The organism is Rhodococcus rhodochrous, from assembly GCF_014854695.1.
In the GTDB taxonomy this organism is placed as follows: Bacteria; Actinomycetota; Actinomycetes; order Mycobacteriales; family Mycobacteriaceae; genus Rhodococcus.
On sequence record NZ_CP027557.1, the window covers coordinates 309,850 to 333,204 of the forward strand.

A 23,355-nucleotide genomic window follows, 5' to 3' on the forward strand; every position below is an offset into this window, starting at 1 on the left:
GTCAGTGCCAAATAATATTTGGTGCGACCACTTCACTTTTTGTGGGTGGTTGTTGCTGGACATCGCATTCTTCCGTCTGCGGTGGTCCAGTGTTTTATAGCTAGTTTGAGTTTGTATGCTAGTGATTTGACTCGATGTCTTTGACTGATTACCTCGCTTCGGTGGGGAATCTTGAGTCTTCAACGGAGAGTTTGATCCTGGCTCAGGACGAACGCTGGCGGCGTGCTTAACACATGCAAGTCGAACGATGAAGCCCAGCTTGCTGGGTGGATTAGTGGCGAACGGGTGAGTAACACGTGGGTGATCTGCCCTGCACTCTGGGATAAGCCTGGGAAACTGGGTCTAATACCGGATATGACCTCGGGATGCATGTCCTGGGGTGGAAAGTTTTTCGGTGCAGGATGAGCCCGCGGCCTATCAGCTTGTTGGTGGGGTAATGGCCTACCAAGGCGACGACGGGTAGCCGGCCTGAGAGGGCGACCGGCCACACTGGGACTGAGACACGGCCCAGACTCCTACGGGAGGCAGCAGTGGGGAATATTGCACAATGGGCGCAAGCCTGATGCAGCGACGCCGCGTGAGGGATGACGGCCTTCGGGTTGTAAACCTCTTTCACCCATGACGAAGCGCAAGTGACGGTAGTGGGAGAAGAAGCACCGGCCAACTACGTGCCAGCAGCCGCGGTAATACGTAGGGTGCGAGCGTTGTCCGGAATTACTGGGCGTAAAGAGCTCGTAGGCGGTTTGTCGCGTCGTCTGTGAAATCCCGCAGCTCAACTGCGGGCTTGCAGGCGATACGGGCAGACTCGAGTACTGCAGGGGAGACTGGAATTCCTGGTGTAGCGGTGAAATGCGCAGATATCAGGAGGAACACCGGTGGCGAAGGCGGGTCTCTGGGCAGTAACTGACGCTGAGGAGCGAAAGCGTGGGTAGCGAACAGGATTAGATACCCTGGTAGTCCACGCCGTAAACGGTGGGCGCTAGGTGTGGGTTTCCTTCCACGGGATCCGTGCCGTAGCCAACGCATTAAGCGCCCCGCCTGGGGAGTACGGCCGCAAGGCTAAAACTCAAAGGAATTGACGGGGGCCCGCACAAGCGGCGGAGCATGTGGATTAATTCGATGCAACGCGAAGAACCTTACCTGGGTTTGACATGTACCGGACGACTGCAGAGATGTGGTTTCCCTTGTGGCCGGTAGACAGGTGGTGCATGGCTGTCGTCAGCTCGTGTCGTGAGATGTTGGGTTAAGTCCCGCAACGAGCGCAACCCTTGTCCTGTGTTGCCAGCACGTGATGGTGGGGACTCGCAGGAGACTGCCGGGGTCAACTCGGAGGAAGGTGGGGACGACGTCAAGTCATCATGCCCCTTATGTCCAGGGCTTCACACATGCTACAATGGTCGGTACAGAGGGCTGCGATACCGTGAGGTGGAGCGAATCCCTTAAAGCCGGTCTCAGTTCGGATCGGGGTCTGCAACTCGACCCCGTGAAGTCGGAGTCGCTAGTAATCGCAGATCAGCAACGCTGCGGTGAATACGTTCCCGGGCCTTGTACACACCGCCCGTCACGTCATGAAAGTCGGTAACACCCGAAGCCGGTGGCCTAACCCCTTGTGGGAGGGAGCCGTCGAAGGTGGGATCGGCGATTGGGACGAAGTCGTAACAAGGTAGCCGTACCGGAAGGTGCGGCTGGATCACCTCCTTTCTAAGGAGCAACTCCTGTCTCGGACCAGCACAGTGGTGTTGGGGGAGCAGGCAGAGGCCGATTGTCCCCGATCGTGGGACACGGTTGCTCATGGGTGGAACGCTGACAATCGCTCTCCAGCACGGATTCTTCACAGGAAGAATTCGGGGAGCTATATCGGTGCACTGTTGGGTCCTGAGAGAACACGCGATGTGTTTGATCAGCGACGATGATCCGCGAAACAAGAAAATCAGTTTTCTTGCGGTAGGGGTTGTTGTGTGTTGTTTGAGAACTGCACAGTGGACGCGAGCATCTTTGTTGTAAGTGTTTATGAGCGTACGGTGGATGCCTTGGCACCAGGAGCCGATGAAGGACGTGGGAGGCTGCGATATGCCTCGGGGAGCTGTCAACCGAGCTGTGATCCGAGGATTTCCGAATGGGGAAACCCAGCACGAGTGATGTCGTGTTACCCGCATCTGAATATATAGGGTGTGTGGAGGGAACGTGGGGAAGTGAAACATCTCAGTACCCACAGGAAGAGAAAACAACATGTGATTCCGTGAGTAGTGGCGAGCGAAAGCGGATGAGGCTAAACCGAGTACATGTGATACCTGGCAGGGGTTGTGTATTCGGGGTTGTGGGGTTCGTTGTGTCGGCGCTGCCATGCCGGCCGACAGTGAGAAATCGTCGTGTTAGTCGAAGTGGTCTGGAACGGCCTGTCGTAGAGGGTGAGAATCCCGTAGACGAAAACACGGCGACTGTCGATGCGAATACCCGAGTAGCACCGGGCCCGTGAAATCCGGTGTGAATCTGTCGGGACCACCCGATAAGCCTGAATACTCCCTGGTGACCGATAGCGGACTAGTACCGTGAGGGAAAGGTGAAAAGTACCCCGGGAGGGGAGTGAAATAGTACCTGAAACCGTGCGCTTACAATCCGTCAGAGCCTTCGAGTGACTTGTCACTGGGGGTGATGGCGTGCCTTTTGAAGAATGAGCCTGCGAGTTAGTGGCATGTCGCGAGGTTAACCCGTGTGGGGTAGTCGTAGCGAAAGCGAGTCCGAATAGGGCGTGTGTAGTGGCATGTTCTAGACCCGAAGCGGAGTGATCTACCCATGGCCAGGGTGAAGCGATGGTAAGACGTCGTGGAGGCCCGAACCCACTTAGGTTGAAAACTGAGGGGATGAGTTGTGGGTAGGGGTGAAAGGCCAATCAAACTCCGTGATAGCTGGTTCTCCCCGAAATGCATTTAGGTGCAGCGTCGCGTGTTTCTCACCGGAGGTAGAGCTACTGGATGGTCTAGGGGGCCCACAAGCTTACCGAAATCAGCCAAACTCCGAATGCCGGTGAGTGAGAGCGCGGCAGTGAGACTGCGGGGGATAAGCTTCGTAGTCGAGAGGGAAACAGCCCAGATCGCCGGCTAAGGCCCCTAAGCGTGTACTAAGTGGAAAAGGATGTGGGATCGCTGAGACAACCAGGAGGTTGGCTTAGAAGCAGCCACCCTTGAAAGAGTGCGTAATAGCTCACTGGTCAAGTGGTTCTGCGCCGACAATGTAGCGGGGCTCAAGTACACCGCCGAAGCCGCGGCACTCACACAACACCCCGGAAGGGTTACGACTTTTCCGGCAGTGGTGTGGGTGGGTAGGGGAGCGTCGTGCAGCCGTAGAAGCGCCGGAGTGATCCAGGTGTGGAGGCTGCGCGAGTGAGAATGCAGGCATGAGTAGCGAAAGACGAGTGAGAAACTCGTCCGCCGGATGACCAAGGGTTCCTGGGCCAGGTTAATCCGCCCAGGGTGAGTCGGGACCTAAGGCGAGGCCGACAGGCGTAGTCGATGGACAACGGGTTGATATTCCCGTACCCGTGTATCCGCGCCCAATGGCGAATCAGTTGTGCTAACCGTCCAAAAGTCTCCACTGTTCCTTCGGGAACTGTGGGGATGGCTGCACGGGACCCTGATTGTAGTAGTCAAGCGATGGGGTGACGCAGGAAGGTAGCTGGGCCAGGTGATGGAATACCTGGTGTAAGCCGGTAGGGCGTGACATAGGCAAATCCGTGTCACATACAGCCTGAGAGGTGATGCGTACCCGTTGAGGGGAATTCAGTGATCCTATGCTGCCGAGAAAAGCCTCTAGTGAGTTGGTACACGGCCCGTACCCCAAACCGACACAGGTGGTCAGGTAGAGAATACCGAGGCGATCGAGAGAACTGTGGTTAAGGAACTCGGCAAAATGCCCCCGTAACTTCGGGAGAAGGGGGACCACGCTCGGTGACCGGACTTGCTCCGTGAGCTGGGGGTGGTCGCAGAGACCAGAGAGAAGCGACTGTTTACTAAAAACACAGGTCCGTGCGAAGTCGTAAGACGATGTATACGGACTGACGCCTGCCCGGTGCTGGAAGGTTAAGAGGACCGGTTAGCCATTTCGGTGGCGAAGCTGAGAATTTAAGCCCCAGTAAACGGCGGTGGTAACTATAACCATCCTAAGGTAGCGAAATTCCTTGTCGGGTAAGTTCCGACCTGCACGAATGGCGTAACGACTTCTCTGCTGTCTCGACCACAGACTCGGCGAAATTGCATTACGAGTAAAGATGCTCGTTACGCGCGGCAGGACGAAAAGACCCCGGGACCTTCACTATAGCTTGGTATTGGTGTTCGGTTCGGTTTGTGTAGGATAGGTGGGAGACTGTGAAGCTCATACGCCAGTATGGGTGGAGTCGTTGTTGAAATACCACTCTGATCGTATTGGACCTCTAACCTCGGACCATGATCTGGTTCAGGGACAGTGCCTGGTGGGTAGTTTAACTGGGGCGGTTGCCTCCCAAAATGTAACGGAGGCGCCCAAAGGTTCCCTCAGCCTGGTTGGCAATCAGGTGTCGAGTGCAAGTGCACAAGGGAGCTTGACTGTGAGACTGACAGGTCGAGCAGGGACGAAAGTCGGGACTAGTGATCCGGCACCGGCATGTGGAAGCGGTGTCGCTCAACGGATAAAAGGTACCCGGGGATAACAGGCTGATCTTCCCCAAGAGTCCATATCGACGGGATGGTTTGGCACCTCGATGTCGGCTCGTCGCATCCTGGGGCTGGAGTAGGTCCCAAGGGTTGGGCTGTTCGCCCATTAAAGCGGCACGCGAGCTGGGTTTAGAACGTCGTGAGACAGTTCGGTCTCTATCCGCCGCGCGCGTTAGAAACTTGAGGAAGGCTGTCCCTAGTACGAGAGGACCGGGACGGACGAACCTCTGGTGTGCCAGTTGTCCCGCCAGGGGCATGGCTGGTTGGCTACGTTCGGAAGGGATAACCGCTGAAAGCATCTAAGCGGGAAGCCTGTTCCAAGATGAGGTTTCTCACCCCCTCGAGGGGGTAAGGCCCCCGGCAGACCACCGGGTTGATAGGCCGGAACTGGAAGCCCAGCAATGGGTGGAGGTGACCGGTACTAATAGGCCGAGGACTTACCACGAAGATGTTACGCGTCCACTGTGCGGTATCTGAAACAACACACACATCAGATATCGAAGCCCGACACGGGTTTTCGATACTCCTGATGCGTGGAATATTGTTTCATAGAGTTACGGCGGCCATAGCGACAGGGAAACGCCCGGTCCCATTCCGAACCCGGAAGCTAAGCCTGTCTGCGCCGATGGTACTGCACTCGACAGGGTGTGGGAGAGTAGGACACCGCCGAACACCCGTTCCGAAAGGGGACCCACATTGTGGGTCCCCTTTCGTGTTTTCGTATGCAGAAAATGTGCCGGCCCAACGGTTTTCGAGAACCGACACGAGCTGCTCCCCGGTCCGCAGACGAACCGAGGAGCAGCCGGAGAATCAGGGGCGCGGTGCCTTCGGGCGCGCGACCGGCCGCGGCAGAGCACGCGTCAGACGCGGAGCCCAACCGTGCGACGGCCAACGCTTGAGACCCAGCCGGTCCGGCGTGACGCGAGTGTTGACGAACTTTCCCTCGAGCTCTTCGTCGGCCTCCCCGACGAACCGGTAGAGGATCGTGCCGCCGTTCTCCTCCGTGCGAGCGGCCGCTTCCCACCCGGTGGCGCGATAGACCGCCCGGACGATGTTGTCTGCGACGACGATGATCGGCAGACCGTCGATCCCACGCGCTGCCGACCCGGCCGGCCACGGCTTGGACGCGAGTTCGCGCACCGCCGCCGGCGACGCCTTCTTCGCCTCGTTGACCCGCAGCACGACGCACGGCGTCGGCAGTTCGGGAGCGGGCGAGGCCGAGTACTGACGAACGAGCTCGGCGATCGGGATGGCGGCGCGGTCGGCTTCCGACTCCTCGGTTGCGCCCGCCAGGTTGGTGAGTACGCATTCGCCGCGGTGCGGTTCGGTCAGTCCCAGCGCTGCGATGACCGCTTCGGCCGTCACTGCGGCGGTATGGTCGGCGTCGGTCTTCGGGTTCAGCGCGTCGGCGACGATGAAGTGCTCCACCGCGTAGCCGGACTCGTAGACGGTTCGGATGCGCCGCAGAGCCGCCTCGGTCTCGGGGGTGGCCAGCGGTGTCTTCTCGCCGGCCTCGGTCAGCTTCGAGGTCTCTCCGAGCGCCGTCCAGACGAGGGTGAAGATGCGATTTCCGCGTCCGGCGCCGACGTAGAAGATGCTCCGGTCGCGAGGATCGAGCAGGGTGTAGACGTAGGCGCCGAGCTGGTCGCAGATGTTCTTCGGAAGCAGTTTCGGGCTGGGGGCGCGGTCTTCGACATGGTTCACGAGGGCACGCAGGACGGTCAGGCGCAGCGCCACGGGGACCTTCCCGGCGGACCCGCCGAACAGTTCGCGGTTGGCTGCATCCACGGAACCGAAGGTGCGTCCGATGTGACGGCTGAGGGCGCCGAGCGCGTGGGTGAACTCCGCAAGTCTCTGGCGTGGATCGTCCGCTGTATCCGGCAACTCGTTGCTGGTCAGGAACATCTGGATCTCGGGAGATTCCAGCAGAGTTTGGGCAATGTTCGGAGGAACTGTCCACACTGTGCGCATAGAGCGACTCTAGGCCACACACAAGATTGGCGAGTCGCTCCGCGCAGGCGCCGCGCCGCCGAATCCGGAGGAAGAACCCGAGGAGAACCCGAGCCGGATAAGCTCGCGTGCCATGACAGCGGTGCGGACCCGTTCCCGTTCTCGATTGTTGCGGGACACCGCGTCGTCCGCGCAGGTCGAAGCACTTCTCATCATCGCCGTCGCGACCATCCTCGTCACCCGTCTGTACCTGCACCTGACGGGCTATCCGCAGGTCGGCGGGTCGGTCCTGCATATCGCTCACGTGCTGTGGGGCGGTCTGCTCATGGTCGCCGCGTTGATGGTCTCGTTGACCTTCATCGGCCGGGCGCCCGACCGCATCGCGGTGCTGCTCGGAGGAATCGGGTTCGGCCTGTTCCTCGACGAGGTCGGCAAGTTCGTCACGAAGACCAACGACTACTTCTACCGACCCTCGGTGGCGATCATGTACGTGGTGGTCGTGCTGCTGCTCGTCGTCAATCGAGCGGTGCACCTCCGTCGCGGGCCGTCGCCCGACGAGTATCTCGCCAACGCCGCGCTCACGGCGACGGACGGGCTCACCCACGGCCTGACCCCGACCGACCGCGACCAGGCGCGAGTGCAGCTCGAACGCGCACGTGAGGGTGGAGTCGACCCCGAGGTCGTCGAACAGATCGATCTCCTGCTCGCCCGGTGCCGGGAGGTACCGTCGCGCTTCTCGTGGGTGGCGCTCCGGCTGCCGGAGCGACTGCGGGGTGAACGCAGTGTCCGCGTCGCGGCAGCCCTGCTCACCATTTTCTCCGTCGGCATTCTCCTCAATGCAGCCGCCACTTTGGAGGAGGATCTCGCCGCCCGGACGAGCAACGTGGTGACCGTGATCCAGCTCGTCGGCTCCGGCGTCACCGTCCTGCTGTGCGTGGTGGGATCGGTGGGCTTGTGGCGCCGGCGAAGGTGGGCGATCCGTGCACTCCGGACGGCCGCGTTGATCACCGTCTTCTTCGTCGACGTGCTGGAGTTCGCCGTCCAGGAGTTCGGGGCGCTGCTCAACGTCGCCGTGGGCGCCGCCGCGCTGTCGGTGTTCTCACACCACCTGCGGCAGATGTCCCGGCACGAGGCGCTGCCGGACACGGCGTGAGCAGATGAGCCCGCCGCAACCGTGTGGTGGACGAATCACGGCACCGCTGCCCACCGTGTGCGCTTCGTCGCATACCGTATAGACCGTGAGCACCCCAGCCTCTGACGCCACCGGTTCCGCGTCGACGTGGCCCGCGCTACTCACGTGGCGTGCGGCCGATGTGTCTCGGATGGAGTCGGTACGAGTACAGCTCTCCGGCCGCCGTATCAAGGCGTCCGGTCGCATCGTGGGTGCGGAGAGCACCGACCATCCGGCCTTCAGCGCGTCGTACGACCTGGTGACGGACGAGAACGGTGTCACCCGCCGATTGTCGGTGCGCACCACCCTCGCTTCGGGTGAGCGGCACATGTCCCTCACCCGGTCCGAAGAGGGCATCTGGATGTCCGACAACGGCATCGACCATCAGCGGTCCACCTTCGGTGGGGCACTCGACGTCGATGTGGTGTTCAGTCCGTTCTTCAACGCCCTGCCCATCCGCCGGCACGACCTGCAGGCCGGAGCCGACGACGTGGAGGTGCCCGTCGTCTACGTCAACCTCATCGATCTCAGCATCGAGGAGGCCACGGTCGTCTACAGCAGTGCGTCCGACGGCATCCACGTGCTGTCGCCGCGTTCTTCGTCGTCGGTGACCGTCGACGAGGACGGCTTCGTCCTCGAGTACCGAGGACTCGCCTCCCGCATCTAGGGCTGTCCCGACGCCTCCACCGCCATGGCCACGGCGAACGCGGCCGATTCGGCAGGGTGGCTGCCGTGCCCGTGCGTGCCGCCGGTGAGGCCGACGATCTGGAGTCCGACCGGCGACGACCCACCGTCCGGGGCCGGCACCGAGACGGCCGGGACACCGAGGACGCTGAACGGGATGCACATCTGCAGCAGCGGTGCGCGCAGCTCGACGGGATCGCTCGTCAGCGGCGCCGAACGCACGCCGGTGGTGACGGTGATCAGCGCGTCGAGCTTGTCCACGGTGCGGAGGCGGTGCACGACGTCGTGACGCAGTCGCGCGACCGCCCGGGCCGCGTGGATGTACTCGTAGGCCGGCCGGTCGCGTTGCGCGGCGAGCAGAGCGGCCGTCGGAGGCTGGTAGCGGTCGGGATCGGCTTCGAACCAGGAGCGATGTGTCTCGTACGCTTCCGATCCGGTGACCACGGGATACAGCTCGAGCATCTCGTCGGTCTCGGGCAGTTCCACGTCGACGACGCGGACGCCCAGATCCGTGAGGGTGCGGCACGCCGTCTCGACGGCCTCGTCGAAGACGGACGACAGATCCCAGATGCCACCCCGCAGGCGTCCGATGCGCAGTTCGGAGACCGGGGTGCGCAGGTGCGCGATGCCCGGCACGGCGCCCCACGCGAGCGAGGCGTCCAGGGCATCGGCGGCGAGCAGACCGACATGGTCGAAGGTCGTCGACAGCGGGAACACGCCCTGCTCGGGAAGAGCACCGAAGCCCGGCTTGAATCCGACGATCCCGCACAGCGCCGCCGGGGTGCGGACGCTGCAGCCGGTGTCGGTTCCCAGCGCGACGGGCACGACGCCCCTCGCGACCAGCACTGCGGAGCCCGACGACGAACCACCGCTGATCAGATCCGGGTTGTGGGGGTGGGAGGCCGCTCCGGACGCATTGATCAACCCGGTGGGCCCGTAGGCGAACTCGTGGAGGTGGGTCTTCGCCACCACGATGGCTCCGGCTTCGCGGAGCTTCTCGATGACACGAGCGTCGCGCCGGGCCGGGGAAGCGTCGGCGAGGACCGCGCTGCCGCAGCGGGTGGGGAACCCGGCGACGTCGATGTTGTCCTTCACCGCGACCGCGACGCCGTGCAGGGGGCCGATCCAGTTCCCGGCGGCGATCTGCTCGTCGGCGAGGGCTGCGGCTTCGAGCGCTGCTTCGTCGTTGCGGGCGGCGACGGCGTTCTCCCAGGGGGTCCCGGCGAGGGCGTCGAGTTCGGCGAGAACCGAGCGGACGTGCTCGGTCGGGGTCGTCTTGCCGGTGGTCAGCGCCGAGGCGATGTCGCGGAGGTTCATCGCGTCCACACCCCACCGCGTCGTCCGGCCTCGCGGAATGCCTCGACCCAGCCGTCGTCGCCGGGCTGAATGCCGACGATCGGGTCGCGGCGGCGCTGTTCGTAGCGGGTCCGCGCCGCATGACCGGCGCGGGTGAGTTCGGAGGTGCTGCGGTCGGCCAGCTGCTCCCGGGCCGTCCCCAGCACCTCGAGCGTCTCGTCCAGCGCGACCAGCAGGGCCTCGGCGTTGCCCTCACACATCGCGTCCACCAGGGCCGGTGCCGTCGCCGCGACCCGCGTGCCGTCCCGGAACGAGCCGGCAGCGAGACCGAGCGCGAGATCGCCACCTCCGGCGCCCGACAGGGCCAATGCTTCGGCAAGGAGATGGGGGAGGTGGGAGACCCGCGCGACCGCCGCGTCGTGCTCCCGGGACTCGGCGGGCACGACGACGGAGCCACAGTCGAGCGCGAGGTCGGCGACCTGCCGCCACACCTCGGGATCGGTGCCGTCGTCGACGGTCACCACCCACACCGCATCGCGGAACAGGTCGGCGGTCCCAGCGGTCCAGCCGGACTCCGCCGTACCCGCCATGGGGTGTCCACCCACGAAACGTCGCGACAGGCCGTGAGCGGCGACGACAGCGGCCACTTCCGCCTTGATGCTCACCACGTCGGTGAGTGCGACGTCGGGGGCGTGCTCGGCCACCGCCTCGAGGATGCTGCCCACCGCCGGCATCGGCACCGCGATCACCACCAGGGCGTCGGTGTCGGCGGCGCGACGCAGCGTGGCCGAGAGGTCGGTGGACGCGTCGAAGCCGTCGGCGACGGCGGCCTCCACGGCCTGCGACGACCTGTTGTAACCCCACGCCTGCCTTCCGGTCGCCGCGGCGGCACGCAGCAGCGAACCACCGATCAGACCGAGGCCGAGGACACAGACGGGCGGGGAAGAGACGGCTGAGGACACCTCATCAGGTTGGCATATCCCGTGCTGGGCTTCATTCACCGGACGTGGCCGACTACCGTTGCGCCCATGGCTGCACAGCGTGTAGGGAACAAGAGCCCTTCCGTGACCCAGAGCGGGAACACCGCCGGGAATTCGAGCGACGACCTCGACGGCTTCGCCGTCGCCGTGACGCGGGAGGAAGGTCGTTGGAAGTGCCGGGCGTTGTCCGGTGCCGCACTGACGAGTCTCGATACCGCAGTGACCGAGTTGCGGGAGCTGAGAAGCTCCGGCGCAGTGTTCGGTCTGCTGAACGTGGACGACGAGTTCTTCATCATCGTGCGTCCCGCACCTGCGGGAACGAGGTTGCTGCTGTCCGACGCGACGATGGCCGTCGACTACGACATCGCCGCCGACGTCCTCGATGCGCTGAACATCGAGATCCCCGACATCGATCCCGACGAACTCGACGACATCGAGCCGTGGGAGGAGGGCGACCTCGGCATCCTGGCCGACATGGGCCTGCCCGAGCCGGTGCTCTCGGTGATCCTGTCGGAGACCGACCTGTATCCCGACGAGCAGCTCGACGAGATCGCGCAGCGGCTCGGTTTCGACGACGTCCTGGGTAACACCCTGGACAAGCTCCGTTAGATGGGGCTGCGCGACGACGAGGCATTGATCCGGGTCGCGCTGGAGGCCGCCGCTGCCGCGCCCGCCGGTGATGTACCGGTGGGCGCGGTGGTGTTCGGGCCGGACGGCACCGAGATCGCGCGGGCGGCGAACTCCCGCGAGGCCACCGGCGACCCCACCGCGCACGCCGAGGTGCTCGCTCTGCGCGCGGCAGCGCAGGTCTACGGCGACGGATGGCGTCTCGAGGGCGCAACCCTCGCCGTGACCCTCGAGCCCTGCACGATGTGCGCGGGTGCGCTGGTGCTCTCCCGGGTGTCGCGGGTGGTCTTCGGGGCGTGGGAACCGAAGACGGGTGCCGTCGGGTCGCTGTGGGACGTGGTGCGCGACCGGCGCCTCACACACCGCCCCGAAGTGCGCGGCGGTGTGCTCGAAGCGGAGTGCGCGTCGGTGCTCGAAGCGTTCTTCCGGGAACACCGAGGTCCAGCAGCGGAGCTGTGACCAGGCGATTTCGGGATGAGGCATGCAATCCGCTAGAGTCGTCAGCGGTGGCGTGACCGAGCGGCCGAAGGAGCGCGCCTCGAAAGCGCGTGACGGGTAACCCCCGTCCGTGGGTTCAAATCCCACCGCCACCGCCAGAAGCCCCTCACCTGTTCAGGCAGGTGAGGGGCTTTTCTCATGTCTGGAGGTCGACGCCGGGAGCTCCGAATCATTCGCTACGGCTTTTGCCATCCGCTGCGGCAATTGCGGTAGCGGATAGCGAAAGCTGTAGCGAATGACTGGGAGAGGCGACGAGGTGCGCCTGAGGGAGTGTGGGTCGGGCTGCCTGCGTCCGCCCAGGTCTTCCGATAGGTTCGCGCCTGCATGCTCGCAATCGGAAGGGGGAACAGTGGCTCGCGCCAGCTCGACGCTCGTCGGACCTGCCGAATCCGACGTCCCACCGGCCGTTCTCGTGCACGGGGTGCTGGCTTGGGGAGACGACGAGACCTACGGATTCGGTCGGCAACGGCCCTTGGGGGCGTCACGTCGGCTGATCCTGATGGACCGTCGCGGGCACGGTAACTCGCCGGATCTCGACGGGGCCCATCGCACCGACTACGAGGTGGATGCCGCCGACATCGTCGAACTGCTCGGTGACGGTGCCCATCTCGTCGGACATTCGTACGGTGCGGTCGCAGCGATGCTCGCGGCGGCGGAACGGCCGGACCTGGTGCGTTCGTTGTGCCTGATCCAGCCCGGGTGCCTGAAGGTCGCGGAGAGCGAACCGGTCGTCGCCGAGAACCTCGCCCGCGCCCGCGCGTCCCAGGCAGCGCTCCCGCCCGAGCTCACTGCGGAGGACTATCTGCGTCTCACCACGGAGAGCGTCGGCATGCCACCGGCGGAACCCACCCCGAAGCGGCTACGCGCAGCGGCGACGTCGATGCGGGAGAGGCCTTGCTGGGACGCCGACATCCCCCTCGAGCCGCTCGCGGCGGCGCCGTGGCCGAAGCTCGTCGTCATCGGTGACTGGGCGGGCGCACCCGACGAGTACAAGCGACTGGCGGGAGATCCGCTGACGATCACGGCGCGGGTCGTCGCAAACCGGATCGATGGAGAACTACTCGAGGTTCCCGGCTTCTACCCGCACGTCCAGCAGCCGGAAACTGTCAACGAGGCGCTCGACGAACTGTGGAGCCGGACCGACGCCCGTTGACGAGAGGTCGGCCGACAGCGTCGGCGACCATCACGGCGAACATCCACAACCCCGCCGCGACGCCGGCGACCGCTGCAACGGCCGAGGCTGCGAAACCGCCCGCCAGACCGACGATTCCGATCACCAGCATTCCCCAGCCCATGACCCGGAACATCGCGCGGCCGAAGGCCCGTGCGAACGGAACGAAATGCGCACCGACGACACAGACCACCCACGCGACCGTCAGTTCCGAACGATCGAGCGACGCGAGAAGACGTGCGCCACCGACGATCAGCACGACCATGGCCACGACCGACACGAAGTAGATCGTCGACGCCTGCTTCGAGGGCGGCTCCAACTGCTCGAAACTCCGCGGCCGAACGAGCACGGCCCACGCGAAAACAACGATGGCGCAGACCCACCCGGCCGCGACGATCCAGACCCACGGTGTTCCCAGAGCGGCACCGTTCACGAGCATGAAGGCCGACGCACCACCCGCGCCGATCAACGCTCCCCACACCTCGGGACGATAGGTCGCTCGGTAACCCCTCGCCGTTCCCGGTCCGAATCGCTCCGCAGGCGGTGTCGTGCGCATCCAGTTCCCCCAACTCCGAGTCGACCACCGATCCGCCTGTGGACGCTAGCGGATGGGTGGCCGGTCGTCGTCAGAGTTCGCGCCAACTCCCGTCGTTCATGTCGTGTCCGTGCGCGGCCATCAACATGAGGCCACCGTCGACGGGGATCGAGCGCCCCGTCAGGTACGACGAGCGTGGGGACGCGAGGAAGGCGACGACGGAGGCGACCTCGTTGACGTGCCCGGGACGTCCGGTGGGGTTGCCCGGTCGCTCCTCGTGGAAAGCCTCGGATTCGTCCATGCCGGTCATGGGCGTGGAAATCTCACCGGGAGCCACCGAGTTGACCGTGATGCCGTAGCGGGCCCATTCGAGGGCGAGGCACTGCGTGAGCATGCCGAGCCCGGCCTTCGCCGTGCAGTAGGCGGAGGCCCCGTAGCGGGGGATGTGTTCGTGGACGCTCGTGATGTTGACGATGCGTCCACCGCGACCGGAGTCGATCATGTGTCGCGCGGCGCGCTGGGAGCACAGGAACGGGCCGTCGAGGTCGGTGGAGAGCATCTCCCGCCACCGTTCGAAGGACAGGTCGAGCACCTCGTCGCGGTGTCCGGTGCCGGCGTTGTTGACGAGCACCCCGAGACCGCCGAGTTTCCCGGCGAGTTCGTCGATCACGTCGGCGGTGTCCGGGCTGGTCAGGTCCTGCCGGGCCACGAAACATCGCTGTCCGCGCTGTTCGACCGCGGCACGGGTGTCCTCGGCCCCGGCCTCGTCGGTGTGGAAGGTGATGCCGACGTCGAACCCCTCGGCGGCGAGCAGTTCGGCGGTCGCCTTGCCCATGCCGGAGTCGGCGCCGGTGACGATGGCGAGTCTGTCGTGAGCTGGAGTGGTCATGCGTCGTGGTTACCCATGAGCGCCCGCGGCACACTGCGAACCCACGGCAGACTGGGGCCCATGCGTCTGCTGCTGCTCGCCGACACCCACGTACCGACGCGCGCCCGCGACCTGCCGCCGCAGGTGTGGGACGAGGTGGATCGTGCGGACGTGGTGATCCACGCGGGCGACTGGATGGACGTGGCGCTGCTCGACGCGCTGGAAGAGCGGTCCCGGCAGCTGGTCGCGTGCTGGGGCAACAACGACGGTCCGCTCCTGCGGGAACGGCTGCCGGAGGTCGCGCGGGTGACCCTCGACGGTGTGCGCGTCGCGGTGGTGCACGAGACCGGGGCGTCGACCGGGCGCGACAAGCGGATGGCCGCGGCCTACTCCGACACCGACGTCCTCGTCTTCGGCCACTCGCACATCCCCTGGGACACGACCGCGCCGAGCGGGTTGCGCCTGCTCAACCCGGGTTCACCCACCGACCGGCGTCGGCAGCCGTACTGCACCTACATGACCGCGACGATCGACGCCGGCGTGCTCCGCGACGTCGAACTGCATCGGCTTCCGAAGAAGGGCTGACACCGGGACGCTCAGCCCAGCCGGTCGGCAAGGATTGTGGCACCCGGCCCGGTCAGCTCGCGCGCGATCCCTCGTCGTCCCGCCATGGTCATGAGCACTGCTTCTCCCGGACCTGCGGCTTCGGGACCCCGTCCCCGCGACCAGCCGAGGTCGGTCGTGACGAGCCGCACGCCGCGGGCCTTCCAGAATCCACGCAGAGGTAACGCGGTGACGGCGAACGGCAACGCGACACGCAGACGCTCGGCAGGCACCGTGCGGGCGAGGCCGAGTGGTCGTCGGATGTCCTGGTGGTGGATGAGGGCGTCGACGAGACCGACGCGACCACCCAGCGCTGCGGTGGATCCCTGCGGATCGAGGTGGTTCCGCAGAAACCGGACGAGTTCGTCGGGTCCGAGGTCCGCATAGTCGGCGAGTGCGGCCTCGTTGAGTTTCCACGGGCGGAATCGGGTGGCCGCCAGTCGTCGCACCAGGTCGCGAGGTCCGTGCTCCTCGTAGCTGATCATGTGGGCGACGACGTCCCGCACCGTCCACCCCTCACAGAGGCTCGGGTGTTCCCACTGTTCCGGCGACAGTGTCTCCAGGAGATCGGCGAGGTCGGCGCGCTCGTCGTGGGCCATCGCCAGGACGGACCCGGTCATGGCCACAAGGTAGGCGATTCGAGGGAGGTTGTGTTCGTTTTTTCGCGAACGGACGCACACAACCTCCCCGAACTCAGTCGCCCGGGCCGATCAATTTCCGCACGACCTTCAGGAGTTCGTCGACATCCTCGGGCGGCGTCGTGCTCGTCTCGCCCGACATGGCGGCACCGTAGTAGAGGCCGTCGCCGATGAGTGCCACCGCGCGTGCTGCCGCGGGGTCGGTGACCTCCTCCGCGAGGGCGTCGAACCAACCCTGGTGGATGTGGCGCAGTGCCTGCTGGGCGCGCGGGTTCGCGGTCTGGCTCAGGCGGGTCAGGGCGACGATGGCCCGGTCGATCGGGGTGTCGGCGAAGACCGAGGTGCGGATGTAGTACGCCGCCGGCCCTTCGGGAGCCGCACACATGCGTTCGACGTCCTCGGCGCCGAGCGCTTCGACGTGCTCGGCGAGACCTTCGACCAGAGCATCCTTCGACGGGAAGTGGTAGAGCAGGCCACCTTTCGAGACGCCGGCGGCCGCGGCGACGGCCTCGAGGGTCGCGGCCCGTTCGCCCTGCTCGAGCAGGATCGTCACGAAGGCGTCGAGAAGTTTGGCGCGGGCGGCTGGGGCGGGTGGCACGGCCCGATCGTACGACGTCGTTACTGTACCGTCCAGCTGGTACAGTAACGAGGGTTCGATTCCTCTCTCGCGAAAGTTCGATATCCGTGGCGACATCTGTGCCTGTTTCGGAACCCATCGTGAGGAAGGCGGCTCCTCGGGACTGGGTCGCCCTCGCGGTGCTCATGCTCCCCGTGCTGCTCGTGTCGGTGGACAACACCGTCCTTGCGTTCGCGCTGCCCGGGATCTCGTCCGCACTGCAGCCCACCGCCGCACAACAGCTGTGGATCATCGACATCTATCCGCTGGTGCTCGCGGGCCTGCTGGTGGCGATGGGCAGCCTCGGCGACCGCATCGGACGGCGCCGGTTGCTGCTTATCGGCGCGACCGGCTTCGCCGCCGTCTCGGTGGCCGCGGCCTATGCGCCCTCCGCGGAACTGCTCGTGACGGCACGCGGCGTGCTCGGCTTCTTCGGGGCCATGCTCATGCCGTCGACGCTGTCGTTGCTGCGCAACATCTTCCTCGACGCCGGCCAACGTCGCCTCGCCATCGCGATCTGGGCCTCGTGCTTCGCAGCGGGTGCCGCGCTGGGGCCGATCGTGGGCGGGTTCCTCCTCGAACATGCCTGGTGGGGTTCGGTCTTCCTGCTGGCGGTGCCGGTACTGATTCCGCTGCTCGTGCTCGCGCCGATGTTCGTTCCCGAGTCGAAGGACCCGAATCCGGGCCGCATCGACGTCGTCAGTATCGCACTGTCGATGCTGGCCCTCGCCCCGATCGTCTTCGCTGTCAAGAAGATCGCCGACAGCGGCATCGGTGCCGTCGTCATCGTCCCGGCCGTGGTCGGGGTGGTCGCGCTCGTCGCCTTCGTGCGCCGGCAGCTGCGTCGCCCGAATCCGATGCTCGACGTCCGTCTGTTTCGCGTACCCACCTTCTCCGGTGCCGTCGCGGTGAACCTGCTGTCCGTCGTCTCCCTCGTGGGCTTCCTGTTCTTCGTGTCCCAGCATCTGCAACTCGTGATCGGACAGAGCCCGATGGAGGCCGGACTGAGCCTGGTCCCGGGACTGGCGGTGATGGTCGTGGCCGGGATGTCGGTGGTCGTGCTCGTGCGGTGGGTGCAGCCGTCGTCGATCATCGTCTGCGCGCTCCTGCTCTCGGCGACCGGCTACGCGCTGGTGTTCCTGCTGGCCTCACCGTCGGCGCTCGCACCGATCATCGTGGCGTTCGCGGTGCTCGGCGCGGGTATCGGAGCGGCGGAGACGTTGTCGAACGACCTCATCGTCTCCAGCGTCCCGCCGGCGAAGGCCGGTGCCGCGTCGGCGGTGTCGGAGACGGCCTACGAGATGGGTGCCGTGCTCGGTACGGCGATCCTCGGGTCGGTGCTCTCCGCGTCCTACAGCGCGCACCTGCTGCTCCCTGCCGGGCTGAGCTCGGAGCAGGCGCAGGCCGCCCGCGAGACACTCGGTGGTGCCCACGCCGTGGCCGAGACCCTGCCCGTCGACCGGGCCGACGCGTTGCTCGCTGCCGCGGGATCGGCGTTCGACAGCGGCGTCACCATCACCTCGGGGATCGGCGTGGTGCTCATGATCGCCTCCGCCGGAATCGCGTGGTTCACGCTGCGCCCGTGCCGTGACGTAGCACCCCACACGGAATCCGAGATCGTTTAAATTTGCAGAATGCGGAAACTGGTGTGGGCGCTCGTCGCCGTCGTGGTCGTGGCGCTGCTCGGCTTCTTCGTTGCCCCATGGGTCTACGGGACGTTCATCGCCGAGGACGACGCACCTGCCGCGTCCGTCTCGACCGAGGGTGCCGAAGCCGCGACCGGCGAGCTCGACGGGGAGTGGACCGTCGTCGAGGGTGCCGAACCCAACCGCACCGCCGCCGGTTACACCGTGCACGAGATCCTGCGTGGTGCCGACGTCACCGTGGTCGGCAGCACCGATCAGGTCTCCGGTTCGGCGACCGTCACCGACGGCACCCTCGAGGCCGCCGAGGTCGTCGTGCAGGTCGAGGGCATCACCACCGACAGCGGCCAGCGCGACAACCAGTTCCGCACCCGGGTCATGGACACCGCGACGCACCCGACGGCGACGTTCGCGCTCACCGAGCCGGTGGACCTGTCGACCCTGCCCGACGACGGCAGCATCGGTACCGTCACCGCGACCGGCACGCTCACTCTGCGCGGTGCCGAACGACCCGTGACCGTCGACGTCGACGTCCTGCGCACGGGCGAGCGACTCGTGGCGTCGGGCAGCATCCCCACCACCTGGACCGACTACGGCGTGGAGCCGCCGAACCTCGGATTCGTGACGGTCGACGGCGCGGGCAGCGTCGACTTCCTCGTCACGCTCGAGCAGAACTGACGTTCTCGGTCTCCTCCGCGTGGGTCTGCTTCGGCGCCCAGCCGGGCGGGCCGAAGGCGTAACCGAGCTTGTCGCGGAACGTCCCGGCCGTACGCCAGTCGCGGGCGATCGCCCGGTACTCGTGCGTCTGCAGGTCCCAGATGTTGTACGTGCCGACAGGCTTGGTGAGCCCGTAGGTGGGACGGTGGTCCTCGGCCTTGAAGGTTCCGAACATCCGGTCCCAGATGATGAGGATGCCGGCGTAGTTGCGGTCGAGATAGTCGGGATCGGAGCCGTGGTGCACCCGATGGTGCGACGGCGTGTTGAACACGAACTCGATCGGGCGGGGGAGCTTGCCGACCCGCTCGGTGTGCACGAAGAACTGGTAGACGAGGCTGACGGAGAAGCCGACGAAGACCATCCACGGCGGGATGCCGATCAGGGGGAGCGGCAGCCACATGATGATCTCGCCGCTGTTGTTCCACTTCTGGCGCAGCGCGGTCGCGTAGTTGAAGTACTCGCTCGAGTGGTGCGCCTGGTGGGTCGCCCAGACCAGGCGGACACGGTGCGCCATCCGGTGGTACCAGTACCAGAGGACGTCGATGCCGACGAGCAGGATCACCCACGTGTACCAGGCGTCGGCGGGCAGGTGCCAGGGCGCGACGTAGACCCACAGGGCCGAGTATCCGACGAGGGCCAGTACCTTCCAGGCGGCGCTCGTGACGATGGAGACCAGACCCATCGAGATGCTCGCGCGCGCGTCCCGCTTCTCGTAGCCGCCGCGCGGCGGATGGGCGCGTCCGTCGGGGCCCGGTTCGACGTGTTCGAGGGTGCGGGCCGCGATCCATTCGAGGATCAGGAAGGTGAGGAAGGCGGGAATCGCCAGGGTCACCGGATCGTGGAGGGGGTCGAGCAGCGACCCCCACGATTCCTGCAGGGTTTCCCACATCGCAACGACCTCCGATAGCTGTGAACAACCGTCCACGTTACCGCTGGTGTGGCATGGATCACCAGAGCCCTGCCGTGCGACCCGGGTCGCGACTCGCGTCCGCACGATTCCGGGTGGTCCGGTATTGCTGGTAGGAATTGACCCGTCCCGTCGAGACGGGCCGGTCGACGACATCAGGCAGCGCGAGAGGCATGGCATGCACATCACCGCGAGGGTCGACTACGCCGTGCGGACCCTGCTCGAACTCGCGGCGATCGAGGACGGTCGCCTGACGAAGGCGGAGACCCTCGCGACGGCGCAGAACATCCCGCACAAATTCCTCGAGGCGGTTCTCGCCGACCTGCGTCGTGGCGGGCTGGTGAACAGCCGGCGGGGACCGGAGGGCGGTTACTGGCTCGCGCGACCCGCGGCCGAGATCTCCATCGCCGACATCATCCGCACGGTCGAGGGGCCGTTGGCGTCGGTGCGCGGCGAGCGGCCCGAGGACGTCGTCTACAGCGGGGCCGCCGAACGACTGCAGGACGTGTGGATCGCCGTGCGTGTGAACCTGCGCGCCGTGCTCGAAGAGGTGTCGCTCGCGGACGTCGTCACGGGAGGCCTCCCCGGTTTCGTGGAGGATCTCACGAAGGATCCGGGGGCCTGGGAGCGTCGCCGGGTGTGAAACCCGCGATAGGCCGGGATCGCCTGTGGGCGATGTCATAACTTTGCACAACTCTGCAAACTTACAGAGCTCTGCAAAATCGGTACCTTGGATGAAGTGACCATCACTCCCGGCCTGCGCGACCGCAAGAAGGCAGCCACTCGCGCGGCTCTCGCGACCGCCGCGGCCGAACTGGCCCGCGAACACGGTCTGTCCGCCGTGACGGCCGATGCGATCGCAGCGCGCGCGGACGTCTCGACCCGCACCTTCCACAACTACTTCGCCAGTAAGGAAGACGCCGTCCTCGCCTATCTCGAGACCCGGGTCGAGGAGTGGATCGACCTGCTGCGCGATCGTCCCGCCGACGAGGACATCATGGACTCGCTGCTCACGGTGGCCCTGGACGTCGTGCAGAACCCTGCCTGGCCGTTCGACGAAATCGTCGCGTGCATCACCCTGCTCGAGGAGAGCAATGTGCTGCTGTCCCGGCAGATCGAGGTCGAGCGGCGCTCGTCGCAGTTGCTCGTCGAGATCATCGCCGAACGCACCGGCACCGACCCCGACGCCGATCTGTATCCCTCGCTGCTGAACTACGCCGCCATGGGCGCCGTGCGCGCGGCCATGGAGACACACGCGACCGGGACGACGGACAGGTCGGTCGAAGAGCTGATCCGCGAGGCGTTCGACCAGCTCCGACGCGGATTCTCCTGACCCCGGACCTCTGCCCGTTCCGACCATCCGACCCCACCAGGATCTTCCGACATAGAAAGGGTGCCCCGTGGCGACCTACCTGTACCGGCTGGGCAAGTTCGCCCACAGACGGAAGGGCGCAGTGCTGTCCTTCTGGATCGCGCTGCTCGTGCTCTTCGGGGTCGGTGCAGCGACTCTGTCCGGGCCCACCACTGACGCGTTCACGCTTCCGGGCACCCCCGCGCAGAAGACCCAGGACCTCATGGCCGAGCGGTTCCCCTCGACCGAGGATCCGATGAACGGGCTCAGCGCGCGGTACGTCTTCGCCGCGCCCGACGGGCAGACGCTCGACGACCCGGGGAACCTGGCCGCCGTCGACGAGGTCCTCGCCGCAGTCCGTGGCATCGACCGCGTCTCACCGCCCGCCAAGGTCGATCCCGCCACCGCCTCGCCGGAGGAACAGGCCGGCGCACTGGTGAACCCGGTCCTCGCCGACGCCGGTCTCGTCGAACAGATGAAGGCCGTCGCCGCGCAGCAGGGCACCCCCGAAGAGACTGCGCTGTCCGACGCCCAGGCCCTGTCGCCGCTGAGCGCCGACCGCACCGTCGGCTTCGTCACCGTCCCGTTCGAGGGCGAGATCACCGACGTCGACCAGGCCCTGCGCGACCAGATCTTCGACGCCGCCGAGATCGGCCGTGACGCCGGCCTGACCGTCGAGGTCAGCGGTACGGCCGCCGCCGAGATGACCATGCCCGGTGGCACCGCCGAGCTCATCGGCATCGGCATCGCCGCCATCGTGCTCACCCTGACCTTCGGTTCGCTCGTCGCCGCCGGACTTCCGCTGATCACCGCACTCGTCGGTGTCGGCATCGGCAGCCTCGGCATCACCATCGCCACGGGCTTCGCCGACCTCAGCTCGATGACCCCGACGCTGGCGATCATGATCGGCCTGGCCGTGGCGATCGACTACTCCCTGTTCATCGTGTCCCGGTTCCGGCACGAACTCACCGCCACCTCGGATCGCGGCGAGGCCGCCGGACGCGCCGTGGGCACCGCCGGTTCCGCGGTCGTCTTCGCGGGCCTGACGGTCATCATCGCCCTCATGGCGCTGAGCGTCGTGGGCATCCCGTTCCTGTCGGTGATGGGTTACGCCGCCGCGTTCACGGTGCTCATGGCCGTGCTCATCGCCGTGTCGCTGCTGCCCGCCGTGCTCGGACTGTTCGGTGAGAAGGCCTTCGCCGGCCGGATCCCGTTCCTGAACAAGCGCGAGCACGGAGAGGACAACCCCGGCGCGGGTGCCAAGTTCGTGGGCGTCCTCACGCGCCGCCCGCTGATCCCGCTCGTCGGCGGCGTGGTCGTCCTCGGCGCTCTCGCCCTGCCTGCCACCGGCCTGCAGCTGGCGCTGCCCTCGGAGGCCACCGCGGATCCCGCCACCAGCGCCCGTAAGGCTTACGAACTGGTCGACGACGGCTTCGGTCCCGGCCGCAACGGTCCGCTGGTGGTCGTCGCCGACGCCCGCGACGCCGAGGTGGAGCCGCCGGTCGCCTTCGGCGCCGTGGTGGGGGCCCTGTACGAGCACGACGAGGTCGTCAACGCCCAGATCGTCGCGGTGAACGAGGCCGGCGACACCGCCCAGATCCTCGTCACCCCGCGCAGCGGCCCGACCGATCCCGCGACGATGGACCTCGTCCAGAGCATCCGCGACGGTGAGACCGAGCTGAACGAGGAGTTCGGCCTGTCCTACGGCGTGACCGGCCAGACCGCGCTCGAGGGCGACGTCTCCGACAGCCTCCAGAGCGCACTGGCTCCGTACCTCGCGGTCGTCGTCGGCCTCGCCTTCATCCTGCTGATGCTGGTGTTCCGCTCGATCCTGGTGCCGCTCACCGCGACCCTCGGCTTCCTGCTCAGCGTCCTGGCGACCTTCGGTGCCACCGTCGCGGTCTTCCAGGAGGGCTGGGGCGGCCTGATCGCCAACCCGCAGCCCATCGTGAGCTTCATGCCGATCATCCTCATCGGCGTCGTCTTCGGTCTCGCGATGGACTACCAGGTGTTCCTGGTGACGCGTATGCGTGAGGACTACGTGCACGGCGCGAGCGCACTCGAGGCCGTCCGCAGCGGTTTCGCGCACGGCGCCCGCGTGGTGAGCGCAGCGGCGATCATCATGATCTCGGTGTTCGCGGCGTTCATCGCCGAACCGGACTCGCTGATCAAGTCGATCGGTTTCGCACTCGCGGCGGCGGTCTTCTTCGACGCCTTCATCGTCCGCATGGTCATCATCCCGTCGGTGATGGCGCTGCTCGGCGACAAGGCGTGGTGGCTGCCGAAGTGGCTCGACCGGATCCTTCCGAACGTCGACGTCGAGGGCGAGAAGCTCACTCGCGAGCTCGGTGCCACCGAGCCCGCACCGGAATCCGCACGAGTATGACGAACCCCCGGGCGGCCACGCACCGACGC

The 23,355-nt window shown here is 65.9% G+C and carries 19 protein-coding genes, 1 tRNA gene and 3 rRNA genes; 15 read left to right on the forward strand and 8 right to left on the reverse strand.

What is annotated here, in order from left to right:
• The first annotated feature begins 179 nt into the window (after positions 1–179).
• The 3 genes from C6Y44_RS01375 to rrf all read left to right on the forward strand — a co-directional run bounded on the left by C6Y44_RS01375 (position 180) and on the right by rrf (position 5,357).
• Positions 180–1,701: ribosomal RNA gene (locus C6Y44_RS01375) — 16S ribosomal RNA — on the forward strand.
• Positions 1,702–1,998: 297 nt separating this feature from the next.
• Positions 1,999–5,130, forward strand: a 23S ribosomal RNA gene (locus C6Y44_RS01380).
• A gap of 110 nt (positions 5,131–5,240) precedes the next feature.
• Positions 5,241–5,357 (forward strand): 5S ribosomal RNA (rrf, locus tag C6Y44_RS01385).
• The 16S, 23S and 5S rRNA genes sit together here, the layout of an rRNA operon.
• Positions 5,358–5,495: 138 nt before the next feature.
• On the opposite strand, the gene C6Y44_RS01390 is transcribed toward rrf, so the two are convergent.
• Positions 5,496–6,656, reverse strand: a complete 1,161-nt coding sequence (locus C6Y44_RS01390; protein WP_159416957.1) for a GIY-YIG nuclease family protein — start codon at positions 6,654–6,656, stop codon at positions 5,496–5,498.
• Between the two features lie 112 nt (positions 6,657–6,768).
• Here C6Y44_RS01390 and C6Y44_RS01395 point away from each other — a divergent pair, with 112 nt between their 5' ends.
• Both C6Y44_RS01395 and C6Y44_RS01400 read left to right on the forward strand, forming a co-directional pair.
• Positions 6,769–7,788: a hypothetical protein gene (locus C6Y44_RS01395; protein ID WP_159416956.1), complete on the forward strand. Its 1,020-nt coding sequence runs from the start codon at positions 6,769–6,771 to the stop codon at positions 7,786–7,788.
• A gap of 85 nt (positions 7,789–7,873) precedes the next feature.
• Entirely contained in the window at positions 7,874–8,473 is a 600-nt protein-coding gene (locus C6Y44_RS01400; RefSeq protein WP_080597685.1) for a putative glycolipid-binding domain-containing protein, read from the forward strand.
• On the opposite strand, the gene C6Y44_RS01405 is transcribed toward C6Y44_RS01400, so the two are convergent.
• Together C6Y44_RS01405 and C6Y44_RS01410 are read right to left on the reverse strand one after the other, a co-directional pair.
• Entirely contained in the window at positions 8,470–9,816 is a 1,347-nt protein-coding gene (locus tag C6Y44_RS01405; protein ID WP_159416955.1) for an amidase, read from the reverse strand. The genes C6Y44_RS01400 and C6Y44_RS01405 overlap by 4 nt on opposite strands.
• Positions 9,804–10,766 carry a prephenate dehydrogenase gene (locus tag C6Y44_RS01410; RefSeq protein WP_026061281.1) on the reverse strand — a complete coding sequence of 321 codons (963 nt, stop codon included), beginning with the start codon at positions 10,764–10,766 and terminating at the stop codon, positions 9,804–9,806. The genes C6Y44_RS01405 and C6Y44_RS01410 overlap by 13 nt, the downstream gene beginning before the upstream one ends.
• 48 nt (positions 10,767–10,814) lie before the next feature.
• Between C6Y44_RS01410 and C6Y44_RS01415 the strand changes: the two genes are divergently transcribed.
• From C6Y44_RS01415 to C6Y44_RS01430, 4 genes are all read left to right on the forward strand, one after another.
• Entirely contained in the window at positions 10,815–11,375 is a 561-nt protein-coding gene (locus C6Y44_RS01415) for a tRNA adenosine deaminase-associated protein (protein ID WP_202400029.1), read from the forward strand.
• Positions 11,376–11,852 carry a nucleoside deaminase gene (locus C6Y44_RS01420; RefSeq protein ID WP_159416954.1) on the forward strand — a complete coding sequence of 159 codons (477 nt, stop codon included), beginning with the start codon at positions 11,376–11,378 and terminating at the stop codon, positions 11,850–11,852.
• 46 nt (positions 11,853–11,898) lie between these two features.
• Positions 11,899–11,989, forward strand: a tRNA-Ser gene (locus C6Y44_RS01425).
• A 251-nt stretch (positions 11,990–12,240) separates the two neighbouring features.
• A complete protein-coding gene (locus C6Y44_RS01430; RefSeq protein ID WP_159416953.1) occupies positions 12,241–13,044 on the forward strand; it encodes an alpha/beta fold hydrolase in 804 nt (267 codons plus the stop codon).
• Here C6Y44_RS01430 and C6Y44_RS01435 read toward each other — a convergent pair.
• On the reverse strand, positions 12,998–13,543 hold the full coding sequence (locus tag C6Y44_RS01435) for a hypothetical protein (protein ID WP_159416952.1): 546 nt from the start codon (positions 13,541–13,543) through the stop codon (positions 12,998–13,000). The two genes, C6Y44_RS01430 and C6Y44_RS01435, sit on opposite strands and share 47 nt — an antisense overlap.
• A gap of 145 nt (positions 13,544–13,688) precedes the next feature.
• Positions 13,689–14,486: an SDR family oxidoreductase gene (locus tag C6Y44_RS01440; protein ID WP_159416951.1), complete on the reverse strand. Its 798-nt coding sequence runs from the start codon at positions 14,484–14,486 to the stop codon at positions 13,689–13,691.
• Between the two features lie 60 nt (positions 14,487–14,546).
• Here C6Y44_RS01440 and C6Y44_RS01445 point away from each other — a divergent pair, with 60 nt between their 5' ends.
• Positions 14,547–15,050: a metallophosphoesterase family protein gene (locus tag C6Y44_RS01445; protein ID WP_159416950.1), complete on the forward strand. Its 504-nt coding sequence runs from the start codon at positions 14,547–14,549 to the stop codon at positions 15,048–15,050.
• A gap of 11 nt (positions 15,051–15,061) precedes the next feature.
• Here the strand turns inward: C6Y44_RS01445 and C6Y44_RS01450 are convergent, their stop codons facing one another.
• Both C6Y44_RS01450 and C6Y44_RS01455 read right to left on the reverse strand, forming a co-directional pair.
• Positions 15,062–15,688 carry a maleylpyruvate isomerase family mycothiol-dependent enzyme gene (locus C6Y44_RS01450; protein ID WP_159416949.1) on the reverse strand — a complete coding sequence of 209 codons (627 nt, stop codon included), beginning with the start codon at positions 15,686–15,688 and terminating at the stop codon, positions 15,062–15,064.
• A 73-nt stretch (positions 15,689–15,761) separates the two neighbouring features.
• A complete protein-coding gene (locus tag C6Y44_RS01455) occupies positions 15,762–16,304 on the reverse strand; it encodes a TetR family transcriptional regulator (RefSeq protein ID WP_159416948.1) in 543 nt (180 codons plus the stop codon).
• A 164-nt stretch (positions 16,305–16,468) separates the two neighbouring features.
• Between C6Y44_RS01455 and C6Y44_RS01460 the strand changes: the two genes are divergently transcribed.
• Positions 16,469–17,947 carry an MFS transporter gene (locus C6Y44_RS01460; protein ID WP_225623798.1) on the forward strand — a complete coding sequence of 493 codons (1,479 nt, stop codon included), beginning with the start codon at positions 16,469–16,471 and terminating at the stop codon, positions 17,945–17,947.
• Between the two features lie 9 nt (positions 17,948–17,956).
• Positions 17,957–18,643, forward strand: coding sequence for a YceI family protein (locus tag C6Y44_RS01465; protein WP_159416946.1), 687 nt, complete (start codon positions 17,957–17,959; stop codon positions 18,641–18,643).
• Here C6Y44_RS01465 and C6Y44_RS01470 read toward each other — a convergent pair.
• The gene (locus C6Y44_RS01470; protein ID WP_159416945.1) at positions 18,624–19,571 is read right to left on the reverse strand and encodes a sterol desaturase family protein; all 948 of its coding nucleotides are present in this window, start codon (positions 19,569–19,571) and stop codon (positions 18,624–18,626) included. The two genes, C6Y44_RS01465 and C6Y44_RS01470, sit on opposite strands and share 20 nt — an antisense overlap.
• A 196-nt stretch (positions 19,572–19,767) precedes the next feature.
• Between C6Y44_RS01470 and C6Y44_RS01475 the strand changes: the two genes are divergently transcribed.
• The 3 genes from C6Y44_RS01475 (at position 19,768) to C6Y44_RS01485 (ending at position 23,326) form a co-directional block, all read left to right on the forward strand.
• A complete protein-coding gene (locus C6Y44_RS01475) occupies positions 19,768–20,232 on the forward strand; it encodes an RrF2 family transcriptional regulator (RefSeq protein ID WP_159416944.1) in 465 nt (154 codons plus the stop codon).
• A gap of 96 nt (positions 20,233–20,328) precedes the next feature.
• Positions 20,329–20,922: an acyl-CoA-like ligand-binding transcription factor gene (locus C6Y44_RS01480; RefSeq protein WP_159416943.1), complete on the forward strand. Its 594-nt coding sequence runs from the start codon at positions 20,329–20,331 to the stop codon at positions 20,920–20,922.
• Between the two features lie 67 nt (positions 20,923–20,989).
• Positions 20,990–23,326 carry an MMPL family transporter gene (locus C6Y44_RS01485; RefSeq protein WP_159416942.1) on the forward strand — a complete coding sequence of 779 codons (2,337 nt, stop codon included), beginning with the start codon at positions 20,990–20,992 and terminating at the stop codon, positions 23,324–23,326.
• Positions 23,327–23,355 lie beyond the last annotated feature (29 nt).

Excerpts from the sequence above, each read along its gene's own strand:
- C6Y44_RS01475 (WP_159416944.1), top strand. The coding sequence starts at position 19,768 with ATGCACATCACCGCGAGGGTCGACTACGCCGTGCGGACCCTGCTCGAA.
- C6Y44_RS01445 (WP_159416950.1), top strand. The coding sequence starts at position 14,547 with ATGCGTCTGCTGCTGCTCGCCGACACCCACGTACCGACGCGCGCCCGC.
- C6Y44_RS01450 (WP_159416949.1), bottom strand. The coding sequence starts at position 15,688 with ATGACCGGGTCCGTCCTGGCGATGGCCCACGACGAGCGCGCCGACCTC.
- C6Y44_RS01470 (WP_159416945.1), bottom strand. The coding sequence starts at position 19,571 with ATGTGGGAAACCCTGCAGGAATCGTGGGGGTCGCTGCTCGACCCCCTC.
- C6Y44_RS01395 (WP_159416956.1), top strand. The coding sequence starts at position 6,769 with ATGACAGCGGTGCGGACCCGTTCCCGTTCTCGATTGTTGCGGGACACC.
- C6Y44_RS01415 (WP_202400029.1), top strand. The coding sequence starts at position 10,815 with ATGGCTGCACAGCGTGTAGGGAACAAGAGCCCTTCCGTGACCCAGAGC.
- C6Y44_RS01465 (WP_159416946.1), top strand. The coding sequence starts at position 17,957 with ATGCGGAAACTGGTGTGGGCGCTCGTCGCCGTCGTGGTCGTGGCGCTG.
- C6Y44_RS01440 (WP_159416951.1), bottom strand. The coding sequence starts at position 14,486 with ATGACCACTCCAGCTCACGACAGACTCGCCATCGTCACCGGCGCCGAC.
- C6Y44_RS01420 (WP_159416954.1), top strand. The coding sequence starts at position 11,376 with ATGGGGCTGCGCGACGACGAGGCATTGATCCGGGTCGCGCTGGAGGCC.
- C6Y44_RS01390 (WP_159416957.1), bottom strand. The coding sequence starts at position 6,656 with ATGCGCACAGTGTGGACAGTTCCTCCGAACATTGCCCAAACTCTGCTG.
- C6Y44_RS01460 (WP_225623798.1), top strand. The coding sequence starts at position 16,469 with ATGCTCCCCGTGCTGCTCGTGTCGGTGGACAACACCGTCCTTGCGTTC.